Raw genomic sequence first — 15,188 nt, forward strand, 5'->3', positions numbered from 1 at the left:
ATGACCGACTTCACCTTCGAGCACGCGCCGGGGGACGGCGACCGGCCGACCGTGGTGTTCATGTCCGCGCTGTTCGCGGGCGGCTGGATCTGGGAGCACCCCTACCGGCGCCTGGCGGCGGCGGGCCTGCCGGTGCTCCGCACCCACGAGGCCATCTGCGCCCTCGACCGGCGGGTGGCGGGGTCGATCGAACGGCTCGGCGACGCGCTCCTGTCGGCCTGCGACGAGGCGGGCGCGCGGGACGTGGTCGTGTGCGCCAACTCGCTCGGCGGGCTCGTCGCGATCGACCTCGCCGGGCGTCACCCCGACCGGGTGCGCGGCATCGTGGTCAGCGGCGCCCCCGGCCTCACCCCCGACCCCGACGTCGGCCTCAGCTTCGACCGGCGGGCCAGCGTGCGGCCGGTCGGCGCGGAGTTCGGCGAGCGGATGATGGCCGCGCTCTTCCACGGCGAGGAGCGGTTCTTCACCCAGGAGCAGATGGACGGCGTCGGCACCATGCTACTGGCGCCCGAGGCGATGGTCAGCATGGCCCGCAGCATCAAGGCCACCCGCCGCTACCAGGTCAGGCCCGCGCTGGACAAGGTGCGCTGCCCGTCGGCGTACGTGTGGGGCCGGCACGACCGGATGACCCCGGTCGACCCCTGGCTGGAGCTGCTCGCCGAGTACCCCGAGGCCGAGGTCGTCGTGGTGGCGGACAGCGGCCACATCCCGATGATCGAACGGGCCGCCGAGTACACCGCGATCCTGGAGTCGTTCCTGGACCGGCACGGCCGGGTGCCCGCATGACCGCCGTCCTGGTCGGGGTGGACATCGTGTCGGCCGACCGGCTGACCCGTGCCGCCGCGCGCGGCGGCGCGACCTTCGCCCGCCACCTCGCCACCCGCGCCGAACGTGACCGCGGCCTGGACGCGGCGACGTTCCCGGTCAAGGAGAGCCTGATCAAGGCCGTCGGGGGCCGCCCGCCCGGCTTCAGCTGGCACGACTTCGAGGCCGCGCCGGAACCGCCGCCGCCCTGGGTCGGCGAGCTGCTCGACGAGGCGGCCGCCGAGCTCACCGCCGCCACCGGCCTGACCCTGACCGCCGGCGCGGCGTACGTCCTGCGCGGCGCCTGCCGGGAGGCCGCCCGGCTCCGCCTGGACGGCCCGGTGGCGGGCGCGGCCCGCTGGGGGAGCGGCGCGGGGCTGCTCGTCTCCCTCGCCGTCGTCCACGTCGACAGGAAGGACGCCCGATGTCCATGACCACAACCGTCCGGCCCGGCGGGTCGATCCAGGCCGCCCTGGACGAGGCGGGCCCCGGCGCGACGATCCTGCTCGACGCGGGGGAGTACCCGGGGAACGTCTGGATCAGGCACGACGGGGTGACCCTGCGCGGGGAGGGGGCCGTGCTGCTCCCCGGACCAGGGGTCCGCCCCGACGTCCCGAAACTGCACGACGCGGGCGCGGACGTGGTCTCCGGCGTCGTCGCGCACGGCGTCCGCGACCTCACCGTCGCCGGGCTGACCGTGCGCGGCTTCTCCGGCGCGGGCGTCTACGCCCACTCCGTCACCGGCCTCGCCGTCCGCGACGTGACCGCCGTGGACAACGCCGTCTGGGGGGTCTACGTGCGGGAGGGCGCCGGCTGCGAGGTGCTCCGGTGCCGCGCCTCCGGCAGCCAGTACGGCGGCGTCGCGGTCAGTTTCTGCGGCCGGGGCGAGGTGCTCATCGAGGGCAACGAGACCTTCGCCAACGCGTTCGGCGTGTTCGTCGACAACTCCAGCGGGGTGCGGGTGCTGCGCAACGTCAGCCACGGCAACGCCATCGGGCTGATGCTGCTCAACCAGACCTACGAGGGCGAGCCGGACGGCGGGGTGCGCGACTGCCTGGTCGCCGGCAACGTCGTCCACGGCAACGGCCTGGCCTCCGGCGGCGACGACCCCGGCGAGCTGGGCGCGGCGGGCCCGCCGATCTCGGGCGTGGGGATCGCGCTGATCGGCACCGAGCGGGTCTGCGTGGTCGACAACGACGTCCACGACAACCACCCCAGCGGCGAGTCCGTGATGGGCGCCGCGTTCGTGATGGGCTCCTCCAAGGGCTGGGGCGGCGACGACGCGGTCGCCAACCACGTCCTGTGGAACAGGGTCACCGGCAACACGCCGCTGGACTACCAGCTCGGCGTCGACCTCGCGCTCCAGACCTTCGCCGGCAACGTGGCCGCCAAGGGAGAACCCGCCGAGGCGCTGGGGTGGCGGCCATGACCGACACGCTGACCTGCGCGAACCTCAGCAAGAGCTACGGCGGCGTGGTCGCGGTGCGCGACGTCGGGTTCACCATCGCGCCGGGCGAGGCCTACGGGCTGCTGGGCCCGAACGGCGCGGGCAAGACCACCACCATCTCCATGCTGGTCGGCCTGCTCAAGCCCGACACGGGCACGGTCGTGGTCGGCGGCGCGGACCTTTCCGCCGACCCGATGGCGGCCAAGGCGAAGATCGGCTACGTCCCGCAGGAGATCGCCCTCTACCCGGATCTGACCGGCCGGGAGAACCTGCGCTTCTTCTGCCGCCTGTTCGGCCTCCCGCGCAAGGCGGTGCGCGCGCGGGTGGAGGAGGTGCTCGACCTGGTCGGCCTCGCCGACCGCGCCGACGCCAAACTCGACACCTACTCCGGCGGCATGAAGCGGCGCATCAACATCGGCGCCGCCCTGCTGCACCGCCCCGAACTGCTCATCCTGGACGAGCCCACGGTCGGCGTCGACCCGCAGAGCCGCAAGTCCATCCTGGACGGCCTCGAACGCCTGGTGGCCGACGGCATGGCCCTGCTCTACACCTCCCACTACATGGAGGAGGTGGAGCGCGTCTGCGACCGGATCGCCATCGTCGACCACGGCTCCATCGTCGCCGAGGGCACCCGCCACGAGCTGGTCGCGCTGGTCGGCGGGGCCGACCGGATCGAGCTCACCCTGGACGGCGACGTCGACACCGCGCTCGCCAAGCTGCGCGGCCTGGGCGGCGTCACCGAGGCGGTCCGCACCGCGACCGGATCGGTCCGGCTGATCGCCGAAGGCGGCCGGTACCTGCTGCCCTCGGTCATCTCCACGGTCGACGGCATCGCCGCCGTCACCGCCGTCGAGGTCGTCGAACCCGACCTCGAGGCCACCTTCCTGCACCTCACCGGCAGCACGCTCAGGGACTGACATGGTGCGATCGCTTCTCACGGTGAGTGCCCTGGAGCTCCGGACCCGGGTGCGGGACCGGACCGCCCTGATCATCGCGATCATCGTGCCGGTGGCCATGGCCACCCTGTTCGGAGTGGCGCTCGGCGGCGACGACCCGCCGCTGCGGGCCACCGTCGGCATGGTCGACCTCGACGGCGGCGAGTTCCCCGCCGGGGTCCGCCGCGAGGTCATGGCGTCCACGGAGCTCGACGGCGTGCTGACGCTGCGCGACCTGCCCGGCCGGGCGCAGGCCCAGAGCGCCCTGGACGCGGGCGACATCGGCGCCGCGATCATCTTCCCCCCGGGGTTCAGCGACAGTGTCGGCGCGGGCCAGGGCGGCCAGGTCGACGTGCTGACCTCGGCGGACACGCCGCTGGCCGGGGTGGTCGCGAACGCCGTGGTGGACCGGATCTCCAGCCTGGTGCGGGCCCGCACGCTCGCGGTCCGCGCCTCCCTGGACGCGGGCGTGCCCGCCGGCGAGGTCAAGGAGTTCGTCGAGCGCAACGGCGCGGCCGGGCCGGCCCTGACCCTGGAGAACGACCCGATGGCCGGCGGCAGGGTCGACCTGTCGGTCTACTACGGCGCCGGCATGGCCGCGCTGTTCGCCTTCTTCGTGGTCGGCGCGTCGTTCCGGTCCCTGCTGATCGAACGCAAACAGGGCACGCTGGACCGGATGCGGGCCGGGCCGATCCACGGCTGGGTGCCGATCGCGGGCAAGGCCGTCGTCGGGTTCGCCCTCGCCATGGTCAGCGTCTGCGTCACCTGGGTCTCCTCGGTGCTGATCTTCGGCTCCACCTGGGGCGACCCGGTGGCGGTGTTCACCCTCCTGCTCGCGCACGTGCTGGCCGCCACCGCGATCACCATGCTGGTCGCCAGCCGGGCCAGGACCGACGCCCAGGCGGACGGAGTGATCATGGTGATCTCCTTCGTGGCCGCGTTCTTCGGCGGCAGCCTGGTCCCGCTCTACACCCTGCCGGACGTGCTCCAGAAGATCGCCCTGTTCACCCCGAACGCCTGGACCACCACCGGGCTCACCGGCCTGGCCGGCTCGGGCGCGGGACTGGCCTCGGTGGCCGTGCCGATCGGCGTCCTGTGCGCGATCGCCGCGGCCGCCTTCGGGCTCGCCGCGACGGGCTTCCGGAAGGGACTGCTCGGATGAGACCGCACCCCGTCTGGGCGCTCGTCGCCGCCAACCTCCGCCGCCACTCCCGCGACCGGGTGGGCCTGTTCTTCATCGTGGTCATGCCGTTCGTCAGCATCATCTTCGTCGGCATGGCGCTGGGCGGCGGCGCCGCCGCCGCGCGGCTGCCGGTCGGCGTGGTGGCCCAGGAGTCCGACCCCGTGGCCGCCGCCGTCCTGGCGGAGCTGCGCGCCCACCCCGACCTGGAGATCACCACCGTCGGCGGCGAGGAGGAGCTGCGGGCCGGCGTCCGCGGGGGCGCGCTGGCCGCCGGAGTCGTCATCCCGCCGGGCTCGACCAGATTCGAGCTGGTCATGACGCAGTCCAGCGGCAGCGGCATGGCCGCCCGCAGCGCCGTCGACGCCTCCGTCGGCCGGGTCGCCGGCGTCATCGAGGCCACCCGCGCCGCCACCTCGGCCGGCGCGAGCCCGGCCCACGCCGCCGAACTGGTGCGCAGGGCGCAGGCCGCCTCGGCCGACGTCGAGGTGGTCGGCTCCGACACGGCGTCCGCGACCCCGCGCGGGTTCGCCTACACCGCCCCGGCCAACCTGCTGCTGTTCACGTTCATCAACTCCATGGCCGTCGCCGCCGCGCTCGTCGAGAGCCGCCGCATCGGCATGCTGCCCCGGGCCTTCACCGCCCCGGTGCGGCGTGGGGCCGTCCTGTTCGGCGAGGCGCTCAGCCGCTTCCTCGTGGCCGCCGCCCAGGCGGTGCTCATCATGGTGGTGAGTTCGCTGCTGTTCGGCGTCTCCTGGGGCGAGCCGTTCGGCGTCGCCGCCGTCGTGGGCGTCTTCGCGCTGGTCGCCACCGGCGCCGCGATCCTGATGGGCAGCCTGGTCCGCTCGTCGGCGCAGCCGTCGGCGATCGGGCCGCCGCTCGGCATCGTGCTCGGCATGCTCGGCGGCTGCCTGTGGCCCGCCGAGGCCGCCGGCCCCACGCTCGACACCATCGGCCACCTGTTCCCGCACGCCTGGGGGATGGACGCCCTCCTGACTCTTTCCCGGCCGGGGACCGGACTCGGCGACGTGCTGCTGGAGGTCGCCGTCCTGGGCCTCATGGCCGCCGTCCTGCTGAGCCTGTCCCTTGTCCTGTTCAGCCGACGAACGAGAACCCTCTGAGGAGGCAGCACATGATGAATTCGACCACCAAATGGCCCGCCGACATCGCGGGTGTCTACCGATACGCGACCAGGAAGGGCGCCATCGACGCTCTCGACGTGGCGGCCGGCGAGCTCGGCATCGGCGTGCGCGAGCTGAACGAGGCGGTGAACCAGCTCGTCGAGAGCCGTCTGTTACGCGCCGTCGACGGCGCCGCCCACCGGTTCATCCCGGTGGACCCGCAGGTCGCGGCCAACGCGCTGGTCTCCTCGGTCGAGCGGGAGATCTACCAGCGGCGGGAGCTGATCGACCAGATCCGGGACTTCGTCGGTCCCGCGCCGTCGCCGATCGAGTACCTGGCCGGGTCGCTGGAGGTGCGCGGCTTCCTCAAGATGGCCGGGGACGCCTGCCGTACCGAGGTGCTGGTCCTGCAGTCCGGTGACGACGACGCCGAGGAGCTGGCGCGGGCGTACCTGCCGCTGCTCTCGCGCGGCGTCACCGTGCGGATCGTCTGCCAGCACCGGAACCGGGCCGACCTGACCACCCGGATGAAGCTGAAGCAGCTCATCGACGCGGGCGCGGCCATCGGCACGGTCAGTCACGTCCCGCGCTCCGCGGTCGTCTTCGACCGCACGCTGGTCGTGCTGTTCGGCCTGTCGGACGGCGAGACCAACGTGGCGCGGGTGCACAACGACGGCATCGTGCGGTTCCTGCTCGACCTGTTCGACCACCTGTGGGACACCGCGACGCCGCTGGAGGGCGCCGAGTCCGGCTACGCGAACGTCGCCGACGACCTGCGCCAGGCCATCGCGGGGCTGATGGCGAAGGGCTACACCGACGAGGTGGTGGCCCGCAAGCTCGGCATGTCGGTGCGGAGCTGCCGCCGGCACATCGCCACCCTGATGCGTGACCTGGAGGCCACCAGCAGGTTCCAGGCCGGGGTGCAGGCGGCCCGCACCTTCCTGGCCGGCGGCGCGTGAGGGGGTCCGCCGCCGCCGGCGGCGGACCCGAGTTCTCAGCGCGTCGCCACCACGACGCCGGCCAGGGCGCCGGCCCGGTCGCAGACCAGGTTCAGTCCTCTGACCAGTTCCTCGACCGTCATGCGGGGGCTCAGGCACATCCTGACGGAGCTGTTGGCGTCCTCGGCGCTCACCCCGATCGCGGTGAGCACGGGTGAGGGTTCCTGGGAGTCGGAGTTGCACGCCGACCCGGTCGACAGCGCCACCGACGGCAGGCTCGCGACCAGGCTCTCGCCGCGCACGCCCGGCAGCACCAGGTTCAGCACGTGCGGGACGCCGGCCTCCGGGCGCCCGTTGAGGCGCAGGCCGGGGATGCGCCGGGTGAGCAGTTCCAGCGCGGTCGCGCGCAGCAGCGCGACCTTCCTGCCGTCCTCCTCCATCCGGGCCGAGGCCAGCTCGCAGGCCGTGCCGAGACCGACCGCCAGGTGGGTGGGGATGGTGCCGCTGCGCAGGTCGTACTGGCCGCCGCCGTAGGTGATGGGGCGGATCCTGCGGCGGATCTCCGGGCGGACGTACAGGACGCCGACGCCCTTCGGGCCGCCGATCTTGTGGGCGGACATGGCCAGGGTGTCGACGGCCGCGCCGGTCACGTCGATCGGGATCCGGCCCGCGGCCGGGGCGGCGTCGACGTGCAGCAGCGCGCCGCTCTCATGGCAGAGCGCGGCCATCTCGCGGACCGGCTGGATGGTGCCGATCTCGCTGTTCACCCAGGCCACCGTGGCCACCCGGGTGTCGAAGTCGAGCCGGTCGGCGAACCGGGGGAGGTCGACCACGCCGTCGGCCCGGATCGCCATGGTCCGGACGCCGACGCCGCGCCCGCGCAGCGCGCGGGCGACCGACAACGACGACTTGTGGTCGGTGGGGCAGAACACCGCGTTGACCGGGGCGCGGTCGTCGTGGCCGAACGCGCCGAGCAGCGCGATGTTGTTGCTCTCGGTCGCGCCGGAGGTGAACACGACGCCGGCCGGGTCGCCGCCGAGAAGCCGCGCGACCGACTCGGCGGCCCCGTCCACCGCCCTGCGGGCACGCTTGCCCAGCAGGTGAGGGGAGGACGGGTTGCCGAACTCCTCGCGCAGATACGGCAGCATCGCGTCGAGCACTTCCTCGTCCACCCGGGTGGTGGCGCAGTTGTCCAGGTATATGACGTCCATGGTTCCGCCCCTCAACTCCGGAAGGTGCTGACCGTCACCAGCTTCGAGTAGATCTCGTCGGTGGACATCTCGCCGCTGCCGCCGGGGTCGGCGATCACGACGGTCATGCCGGTGAGCCCGTAGAGGCTGAGCGCGATCTCGACCCCGGTCCGCACCGGGGACAGGCACTCGCCCGGGGCGTAGATCACGATGGTCCGGTAGCCGGCCCGGTGGACCTCGGAGATCATCTCGGTGATCTCGCCGGCGCAGCCGGTGACGCCGCAGCTGATCAGGGTGCGGTAGTTGCCCGACTCGTCCAGGAACGAGACCTCGGTGTCGTTCGCGCCGGACTCCAGCACCCGCTTTTCGAGCTTCCCCTGCTTGACGAACTTGTCGGCGGCCTTCTGGAAGCGGTACTTGAGCCAGGTCTCCGGGAACGCCAGCGGGTGTTTGCGGCTGGGCAGCACGCTCCCCGCGTCCAGCCCCGCCTCGCGCAGGATGCGCTCGTAGCCGCCGGGCAGCGCGGTGAAACCGTCGAGGAACTCGGCACGCAGCTCAGAGGCGGGACGGCCGCCGGTGGGGACGTACTGCCAGTCGTTGATCAGCAGCAGCAGCCTGACGTCGGCGACGGTTTTCGCGTACGACGTGATCAGGTCGACCGAGAGCCGCCAGGTGTATCCGGGGAAGATCCCGACCCGGCCGGCGATCCGGTCGCGCATCGTGGTGGACGACTGCTCCTCCAGGACGCCGGGGACGAGCCTGCCGGTGCCCTCCTCCTCGAACAGCATGAAGTGGCCGCCCATGACGACGAGCCCGTCCAGGTTCGCGGTGGCGAGTTCGCGGTCGATGGCGGTGCGAAGCTCCTGCTCCGAGGAGACGAGCTGGTGGAACTTGCTTATGGTCTCCGTGGACAGTTCAGTCATGATCGAACTCCGGGTTGTAGTAATTGGCCCGCCAGGGTGCCCAGCGGCGTGACGCCGGTGAGCTCGTGGAGGGTGACTCCCGCCCATCCGAGGTCCCGGAGCAGGGCGAGCACCCGCGGGATCCGCAGGACCCTGCCCCCGGCGCCGGCGTAGTTCCGGTCCGGGTCGACGCCGGCGAGCCCGTTCGCCTGGGCGACGGCGGCCGTCAGGGCCTCCACCGCCCCCTGCTCCGGGACGGTCCGCAGGTCGTGCCGCCGGGCGGGGGCGGGCGCCGGGGCGAAGCCGGCCAGTGCGGCGACGTCGCTGGTCCGCAGGCCGTCCGGCGTCGCGTCGTAGGTGAGGATCACGGTCTCCAGGGCGCGCAGGAAACGCTCGACGGCGTCCCCGTCCATGACCGAGGAGGCGGCGTGCAGCGCGACCACGACGGAGTCCCGCCACTGGTCGACCCGGACGTAGGTGTCGGTGCCGTAGGCGTCGGCCGCCGGCTGCCAGGTGACCCTGCTGCGCCGCGCGCGGGACTCCAGGGTGGGCTGCTTGATGAAGTTGAACTCCGAGGCCAGCCGGGCGCCCTTCCTGGCCAGCAGCTCGACCACCGCGCCGTAGGGGACGTAGGCGTGCTCCCGCGCCTGCTCGAACCGGTCGGCGACGCGGGCCAGCAACTCGGCGAAGGGCGGGTCGTCCCGCACGTCGACGCGCATGAGCAGCGGGGAGAACATGCAGGTCAGGACGTTCGAGTACGGGCCGCTCTCGCGGTTGCCGGTGAACGTCAGATGGTCGAAGGACGGGCCGCCGGTGTAGGCGGCCATCAGCGCCGTGTAGGCCGCCAGGTGGACCTGCGACGGCCACACCCGGTGGCGGGCGGCGATCCGCTGCGCGGCCCCCAGCAGGGCCGGGGAGACCAGTGAGGCCCGCAGCGTCTCCACGGGCGGTCCGGGCCGGCGGCGGTCGCCGAACCCGTCGGCCGGCATGGCCTCGATCTCCTTCTCCCAGTACGCCAGCGCCGGCGCCGGGTCCAGGGACGCCTCGTGCCGGACCAGATCGGAGGGGCGGTGCCGGACCGGTTCGACGGCGGTGGGCCGCCGGGCCACCACGCCCGCGCAGCTCGCCCACATCTCGCGCTTCAGCTCCGTGACCGTCCACATGTCCACCGCGAGGTGGTTCAGCACCACCACCGCCTGCCGGGGCGCGCCCTCGGTGGTGATGATGACGACCCGGATCGGCCATTCTTCGGCGATGTCGAACTCGGCCGTGCCGAGCCGGTCGACGACCTCGGCGGGCATGGCCGTGCCGTCCTTCTCGGCGGACAGGACGACGAGGGGACACGGGCCGGGCGGGCGGACGACCCGGTAGGGGTCGCCGTCGCGGTCGAAGTGGTAGGTGGTGCGCAGCGTCTCGTGCCGGCGGACCGTCTGATTGAGAACCGCCCGGCAGTTCTGGATCGTCAGGCCCGCTGGAATGTCCAGATTCAGAATGATATGTGTATTGTGGCGAGCGCCCGGCGGCAGTTCGTGGTAGCGGAGCCAGATGTAATGCTGACCCCAGCCGAGATCCATGTTCATCGGCGACCCGGCCTCCTGCGGTTGAACGGTTCAGCGTACTCAGGCTAAATGAGAAGACGGCCGCCGTCCTGACCTGCCGCTGGCATGTTGTCTTCGGCATAAAGCTGCCAGAGTCATTTCTTGACAGGTGTCGCGGAATTCAATGACGCTGAACACGGTAATTCAGCGCAGCAATTTCGAGGAGACCCGTGATGGAAATACCTCACGAGTTCCAGGCCATTCTCCGCCGGCATCTGCCCTACGCCGGGCCGGGTGATCTGGCCCCCGGTGACGATCTCACCGCGCTCGGGCTGGATTCGATGGGAGTGGTGCAGTTGCTGGTCGATCTGGAGGACGGGTACGACCAGGAGCTGCCCGACGACATCCTCGACGAGGAGACGTTCGCGACGGTGGGGTCGTTGTGGGCCCGGCTGTCGGCGCTGCTGGACTCGGCGCGGGCCGGGCTCTGAGCCGTGCTGACGCGCCTGGACGACCTGCTGCGGTTCGGTGCCGACGACCACGCGGCGGTCACGTACAAGGATGAGACGCTCACCTATCGCGAGCTGCGCAGCCGGGTCGCGCGGGCGGCCGAGGGGCTGCGCGGGCTGGAGCCCGGCGCCCGGGTCGCGATATACGCGGAGAAGCGCCTCGAAACGGTCGTGGCGATCTTCGCGGTGGCGGCGGCCGGCGGGGTCGTCGTCCCGATCAATCCGCTCTTCAAACCGCGGCAGGTCGAGTACGTCATCGAGGACTGCGGCGCCGTGCTCCTGCTCACCACAGCCGAGCGGGCGCGCACGCTGACCGGTTCGGTGCGCACGTCGCTGATCGAGGACCTGGGCGCGGGGACGCCGGACCGGCACGAGGCGACCGCCCCCGCCGGCATCGCGGCGATCCTCTACACCTCCGGCAGCACCGGACGGCCGAAGGGCGTCGTGCTGAGCCACGGCAACCTGCTCACGGGCGCGGAGAGCGTCGCCGGTTACCTCGGCCACACCGCCGACGACGTGGTCCTCGCGGCGCTGCCGCTGAGCTTCGACGCCGGGCTGAGCCAGCTCACCACCACGTTCCTGGCCGGAGCCCATGTGGTGCTGGTCAACTACCTGCTGCCCCGCGACGTCGTCCGGCTCTGCGCCCGGCACCGGGTGACGGCGCTGACCTGCGTGCCGCCGCTGTGGACCCAGCTCGCCGGCCAGCGATGGCCCGGCGAGGCGACCCGGCACCTGCGCTATTTCGCGAACACCGGCGGACGGCTGCCCACGACCACCCTGGCCCGGCTGCGCGAGACGTTCCCCCAGGCCACCCCCTTCCTGATGTACGGCCTGACCGAGGCCTTCCGGTCCACCTACCTCGACCCCGCGGAGATCGACCGCCGGCCCGGATCGATCGGCAAGGCGATCCCCGGGGCGGAGGTCCTGGTCGTACGGGCGGACGGTTCGGTCTGCGACCCCGGCGAGGAGGGGGAGATCGTGCACCGGGGACCGCTGGTGTCACTCGGCTACTGGAACGACCCGGCCCGGACCGCGGCGCGGTTCCGGCCGTTCCCGCCCGGCGCCGACGAGATCGCCGTCTGGTCGGGCGACGTCGCCTACCGCGACGACGACGGCTTCATCTACTTCGTCGGACGCACCGACGACATGATCAAGACCTCCGGCTACCGGCTGAGCCCGACCGAGGTGGAGGAGGCGGCCTACGCCACCGGCCTGGTCGCCGAGGCCGTCGCGGTCGGCGTGCCGGACGAGGACCTGGGCGAGGCGGTGACGCTGCACGCCGTGCTCACCGCCGCCACCACCACCCCCGAGGAGCTGCGCCGGGCGATGGAACACGACCTGCCCCGCTACATGGTGCCGCGCCGGTTCGTCCTCGCCGACGCGTTGCCCCGCTCGGGAAACGGCAAGTTCGACCGCGCCGAACTGCGCCGCCGGGCGATGCGATGACGTGGGCAGGCCACCGCGACGGGGAGCTGACCGTCGGTGGGATACCCGTCGGGAGGCTCGCCGCCCGGGCCGGGAGCACGCCGTTCTTCGCCTACGACCGCGCCCTCGTGACCCGCAGGGTCGCCTCCGTCCGCGCCGCCCTGCCCGCCGGAGTCGAGCTGAGCTACGCGGTCAAGGCCAACCCGATGCCCGCCCTGCTGCAGCATCTGAGCGGCCTGGTCGACGGCTTCGACGTGGCCTCGGCGGGGGAGTTGCGGCACGCGCTCGACACGCCGGTGCCCGCCGGCCGGATCGGTTTCGCCGGGCCGGGCAAGACCGTCGAGGAACTGACCCAGGCGGTCGCGGCCGGCGTGACGGTTGAACTCGAATCGGAGACCGAACTGGCCAGGGTGCGCGCGATCGGCGCCGCCCTCGGGGTTCCCGCCCGGATCGCGATCCGGGTCAATCCCGACTTCACGGTGCGAGGCTCCGGCATGCGCCTGGGCGGCGGGCCGCAGCAGTTCGGCATCGACGCCGAACGGGTGCCCGAGGTGCTCGCCCGGCTGGGCGACGACGTCGACTTCCAGGGCTTCCACGTCTTCGCGGGCTCGCAGAACCTGCGCGCCGACCACATCTGCGAGGCGCAGCGGCGCACCGTCGACCTGGTCCTCGGGCTCGCCGACGTGTCGCCGCCCATCCGGTACCTCAACCTCGGCGGCGGGTTCGGCATCCCGTACTCGCACCGCGACCGGCCCCTCGACCTGGCGCCGATCGGCGAGAACCTGGCGCGGCTCATGGACGAGCGCGTCACCCCGCTGCTGCCCGACGCCCGCGTCGTCATCGAACTCGGGCGCTATCTGGTCGGCGAGGCCGGCGTGTACGTCACCCGGGTCGTGGACCGCAAGGAATCGCGGGGCACCACCTTCGTGGTCGTGGACGGCGGGATGCACCACCAGCTGGCGGCCTCGGGGAACCTCGGGCAGGTGATCCGGCGCAACTATCCGATGGCCGTGGCCACCCGTATGGGCCAGCCCGCGGACGTGCCGGTCACCGTGGTCGGCCGCCTGTGCACACCCCTCGACCTGCTCGGCGACCGGGTGGAACTCCCGAAAGCCGAGATCGGCGACCTGGTCGTCGTGTTCCAGGCAGGCGCGTACGGCCTCACGGCGAGCCCCACCGCGTTCCTCAGCCATCCCACGCCGGTCGAGATCCTGGTGTGAGACGGGTGCCGGGCCGGGCCCGGCACCGCTCACTCCGGCAGGGGCGCCGTCGCGGGGAACAGGGACGGCGCCAGGCCCGCGTGGTCGACGTCCCACAGGTCCTTGAGGCCGGTCTCCGGGGCCGTCGCGGCGACCTGGACGCCGTGCGCGATCGTGCGCAGCATGGCGACCATGCTCGCGGCCGGGATGACCGCCGGGTCGGCGAGCATGAAGATGCTGGTCCGGCCGTTGGCCACCGTCACCCTGACCCGGAACGGCTGGCCGTACTGCTGCGCCAGCGGCGTCCACGACAACTCGGCCGGGGTGTCGGCGGTGGCGTCGGACGCCCGGCGGTCGAGCTGCACGTAGTTGAACCAGCAGCGGAACAGCTGGTTCACCCAGCAGTCGTGCGCCAGCTCGACGCCACGCTCGGCGGCGACCTCCGCGGCGAGCGCGGCGATCCGGTCGAAGTCGTAGGAGGAGTAGCGGTAGGCCCGCGCCCCGGCCCAGTGGAGGCGCTTGACGTGCTCGCCCAGCGGCGCTCCCGGGTCGACCGTCGCGACGACCGGGATGAGCTGGTTCATCGTGCCGATCACATGGTGGTGTTCCGGCGAGAACCGGTTGGAGGCCATCAGGCTCATCGTCACCCTGCCGGTGTCGGTGTGGCGGGCCAGACCCGCGGCGACCAGCGCCATCACCAGCGCGGGCGCGGTCACGCCGAGCCTTCTGGCGGCCAGCGCGGCCAGCCCGCCGAGGCGGTGCGAGTGCAGGGTGACCTCAAGGCGGTCGCGCTTCACCTTGGCCGGCAGCGTCGGCAGCGGGTCGGCCAGGACGTCGCCGAGGGTGCGCCGCCAGTACCGTTCCGACGCCTCCTGCCGGTCCCGCCACCGCTCGGTGCGCTGCTCGCGGGCCAGCTCGCTCGGCGTCGGCCCGAGTTCGGCGACCGCCCCCGGGTCGGCGATCAGGGCGCTGAACTGGTCGGTCAGGTGGTTGATCGACCAGACGTCCATGATCAGATGGGAGAAGGACAACGCGAGGAACACCGCCGACCCGTTGGTGGTGATCATGCGCCCGCGCCAGCACAGGCCGCCCTCCATCGCGAACGGCAGCGCGCACAGTTCGTCCTTGGTGTCCTCGGGGTCCTCCCAGTCGCGGACCACCCGGTCGACCCGCTCGATCGGCAGTTCCGCCGACTCGTGCACCCGCTGGACCGGCTGCCCGTCCACGACGTGATAGGTGGTGCGCAGCGGCTCGTGCCGGTCCATCAGCACCCGCAGCGCGTTCTCGACCCGGGCCATCGGCAGCCCCCGCAGGTCGCAGACGATGGGGAGGTTCGCGTCCTGCATCCAGTCGTCCGGATATCGCTCGATCTCGCGCCAGCTGAAGAGCTGACCGTGGCTGAGGGGGGCGTCGGCGGGCATCGGTTCTCCTAGCGGTTCGTGACGGACTGCCGTCCCAGCCACAGCACGTAGACGGCGACGGCGACGGCGATCTCGAACATGGTCCCCAGCGTGACCAGGCTCGCCACGTCGGGATGGATCAACGGCAACCCCCGCAGATCCTGCATCAGGCTGAACACGACCAGGCCGGCGTAGGAGCCCGCGACGGTCCACGCGAGCCGCACCCTGACCAGCCGGGGCCGCACCCAATCGGTGCGGCGGGCCAGCGGCCGGAGCACCGCGGCGGACACCACGACGACCGGCAGCGCCTGCGCCGCCAGGAACAGCGTGAAGTCGCCGCCGACGGCGAGCGCGGCCCCACCCCCGGCCAGGGTGACCGCCGAACCCCACCGCAGCGCCGACACCGGTTCGGGCTCGGTCCGCCGCGACACGACCAGGAGCACGCAGACCACCAGACCGGCCGCCCAGACCCCGCCCACGAGCGCGTCGATCCCCCGGAACGGGAACAGCACGCCACCGGCGACCAGGAGGATCCCGGCCGAGGCGGCCCAGACCATCGCCGGATCGAATGGCGGGCTCACGTTTCGCGACCCGGCCTCT

Annotated in this window: 15 protein-coding genes; 10 read left to right on the forward strand and 5 right to left on the reverse strand. The window is 72.5% G+C overall.

All coding sequences use genetic code 11. The features are described 5' to 3' along the window. The 7 genes from QSK34_RS04605 to QSK34_RS04635 are packed head-to-tail and all read left to right on the forward strand — an operon-like array spanning window position 1 to window position 6,446. Window positions 1-786 carry an alpha/beta fold hydrolase gene (locus tag QSK34_RS04605; protein WP_285580231.1) on the forward strand — a complete coding sequence of 262 codons (786 nt, stop codon included), beginning with the start codon at window positions 1-3 and terminating at the stop codon, window positions 784-786. Then, a complete protein-coding gene (locus QSK34_RS04610) occupies window positions 783-1,238 on the forward strand; it encodes a holo-ACP synthase (protein ID WP_161478430.1) in 456 nt (151 codons plus the stop codon). The genes QSK34_RS04605 and QSK34_RS04610 overlap by 4 nt, the downstream gene beginning before the upstream one ends. After that, on the forward strand, window positions 1,235-2,233 hold the full coding sequence (locus QSK34_RS04615) for a right-handed parallel beta-helix repeat-containing protein (protein WP_285580234.1): 999 nt from the start codon (window positions 1,235-1,237) through the stop codon (window positions 2,231-2,233). Before QSK34_RS04610 ends, QSK34_RS04615 begins: the two co-directional genes overlap by 4 nt. Further along, window positions 2,230-3,168 (forward strand): ABC transporter ATP-binding protein, encoded by a 939-nt coding sequence (locus QSK34_RS04620; RefSeq protein WP_285580236.1) that lies wholly within the window; start codon window positions 2,230-2,232, stop codon window positions 3,166-3,168. The genes QSK34_RS04615 and QSK34_RS04620 overlap by 4 nt, the downstream gene beginning before the upstream one ends. Before the next feature lies 1 nt (window position 3,169). Then, the gene (locus QSK34_RS04625) at window positions 3,170-4,348 is read left to right on the forward strand and encodes an ABC transporter permease (protein ID WP_285580238.1); all 1,179 of its coding nucleotides are present in this window, start codon (window positions 3,170-3,172) and stop codon (window positions 4,346-4,348) included. Continuing rightward, entirely contained in the window at window positions 4,345-5,487 is a 1,143-nt protein-coding gene (locus tag QSK34_RS04630) for an ABC transporter permease (protein WP_285580240.1), read from the forward strand. Before QSK34_RS04625 ends, QSK34_RS04630 begins: the two co-directional genes overlap by 4 nt. 11 nt (window positions 5,488-5,498) lie before the next feature. Beyond that, a complete protein-coding gene (locus tag QSK34_RS04635; RefSeq protein ID WP_285580242.1) occupies window positions 5,499-6,446 on the forward strand; it encodes a hypothetical protein in 948 nt (315 codons plus the stop codon). 35 nt (window positions 6,447-6,481) lie between these two features. On the opposite strand, the gene QSK34_RS04640 is transcribed toward QSK34_RS04635, so the two are convergent. From QSK34_RS04640 to QSK34_RS04650, 3 genes are read right to left on the reverse strand one after another with little or no spacing between them, the layout of a single operon-like run. Then, a complete protein-coding gene (locus tag QSK34_RS04640) occupies window positions 6,482-7,636 on the reverse strand; it encodes a cysteine desulfurase family protein (RefSeq protein WP_285580244.1) in 1,155 nt (384 codons plus the stop codon). Window positions 7,637-7,647: 11 nt separating this feature from the next. Next, entirely contained in the window at window positions 7,648-8,538 is an 891-nt protein-coding gene (locus QSK34_RS04645; protein WP_285580246.1) for an LPD16 domain-containing protein, read from the reverse strand. Further along, window positions 8,535-10,097, reverse strand: coding sequence for a condensation domain-containing protein (locus QSK34_RS04650; RefSeq protein WP_285580248.1), 1,563 nt, complete (start codon window positions 10,095-10,097; stop codon window positions 8,535-8,537). The genes QSK34_RS04645 and QSK34_RS04650 overlap by 4 nt, the downstream gene beginning before the upstream one ends. A 191-nt stretch (window positions 10,098-10,288) precedes the next feature. Here QSK34_RS04650 and QSK34_RS04655 point away from each other — a divergent pair, with 191 nt between their 5' ends. Genes QSK34_RS04655 through QSK34_RS04665 form a run of 3 tightly spaced genes read left to right on the forward strand, consistent with a single transcriptional unit; the run spans window position 10,289 to window position 13,209 of the window. Beyond that, the gene (locus tag QSK34_RS04655; RefSeq protein ID WP_161478422.1) at window positions 10,289-10,546 is read left to right on the forward strand and encodes a phosphopantetheine-binding protein; all 258 of its coding nucleotides are present in this window, start codon (window positions 10,289-10,291) and stop codon (window positions 10,544-10,546) included. A 3-nt stretch (window positions 10,547-10,549) separates the two neighbouring features. Beyond that, entirely contained in the window at window positions 10,550-12,010 is a 1,461-nt protein-coding gene (locus QSK34_RS04660) for an AMP-binding protein (protein WP_285580252.1), read from the forward strand. After that, on the forward strand, window positions 12,007-13,209 hold the full coding sequence (locus tag QSK34_RS04665; protein ID WP_285580254.1) for a pyridoxal-dependent decarboxylase, exosortase A system-associated: 1,203 nt from the start codon (window positions 12,007-12,009) through the stop codon (window positions 13,207-13,209). Before QSK34_RS04660 ends, QSK34_RS04665 begins: the two co-directional genes overlap by 4 nt. Before the next feature lie 29 nt (window positions 13,210-13,238). Here the strand turns inward: QSK34_RS04665 and QSK34_RS04670 are convergent, their stop codons facing one another. Together QSK34_RS04670 and QSK34_RS04675 are read right to left on the reverse strand one after the other, a co-directional pair. After that, on the reverse strand, window positions 13,239-14,609 hold the full coding sequence (locus tag QSK34_RS04670) for a condensation domain-containing protein (RefSeq protein WP_285580256.1): 1,371 nt from the start codon (window positions 14,607-14,609) through the stop codon (window positions 13,239-13,241). Window positions 14,610-14,617: 8 nt separating this feature from the next. Further along, window positions 14,618-15,169 (reverse strand): hypothetical protein, encoded by a 552-nt coding sequence (locus QSK34_RS04675; RefSeq protein ID WP_285580258.1) that lies wholly within the window; start codon window positions 15,167-15,169, stop codon window positions 14,618-14,620. Window positions 15,170-15,188: the final 19 nt, after the last annotated feature.

The organism is Herbidospora sp. NBRC 101105, assembly GCF_030269205.1.
In the GTDB taxonomy this organism is placed as follows: domain Bacteria; phylum Actinomycetota; class Actinomycetes; order Streptosporangiales; family Streptosporangiaceae; genus Herbidospora; species Herbidospora solisilvae.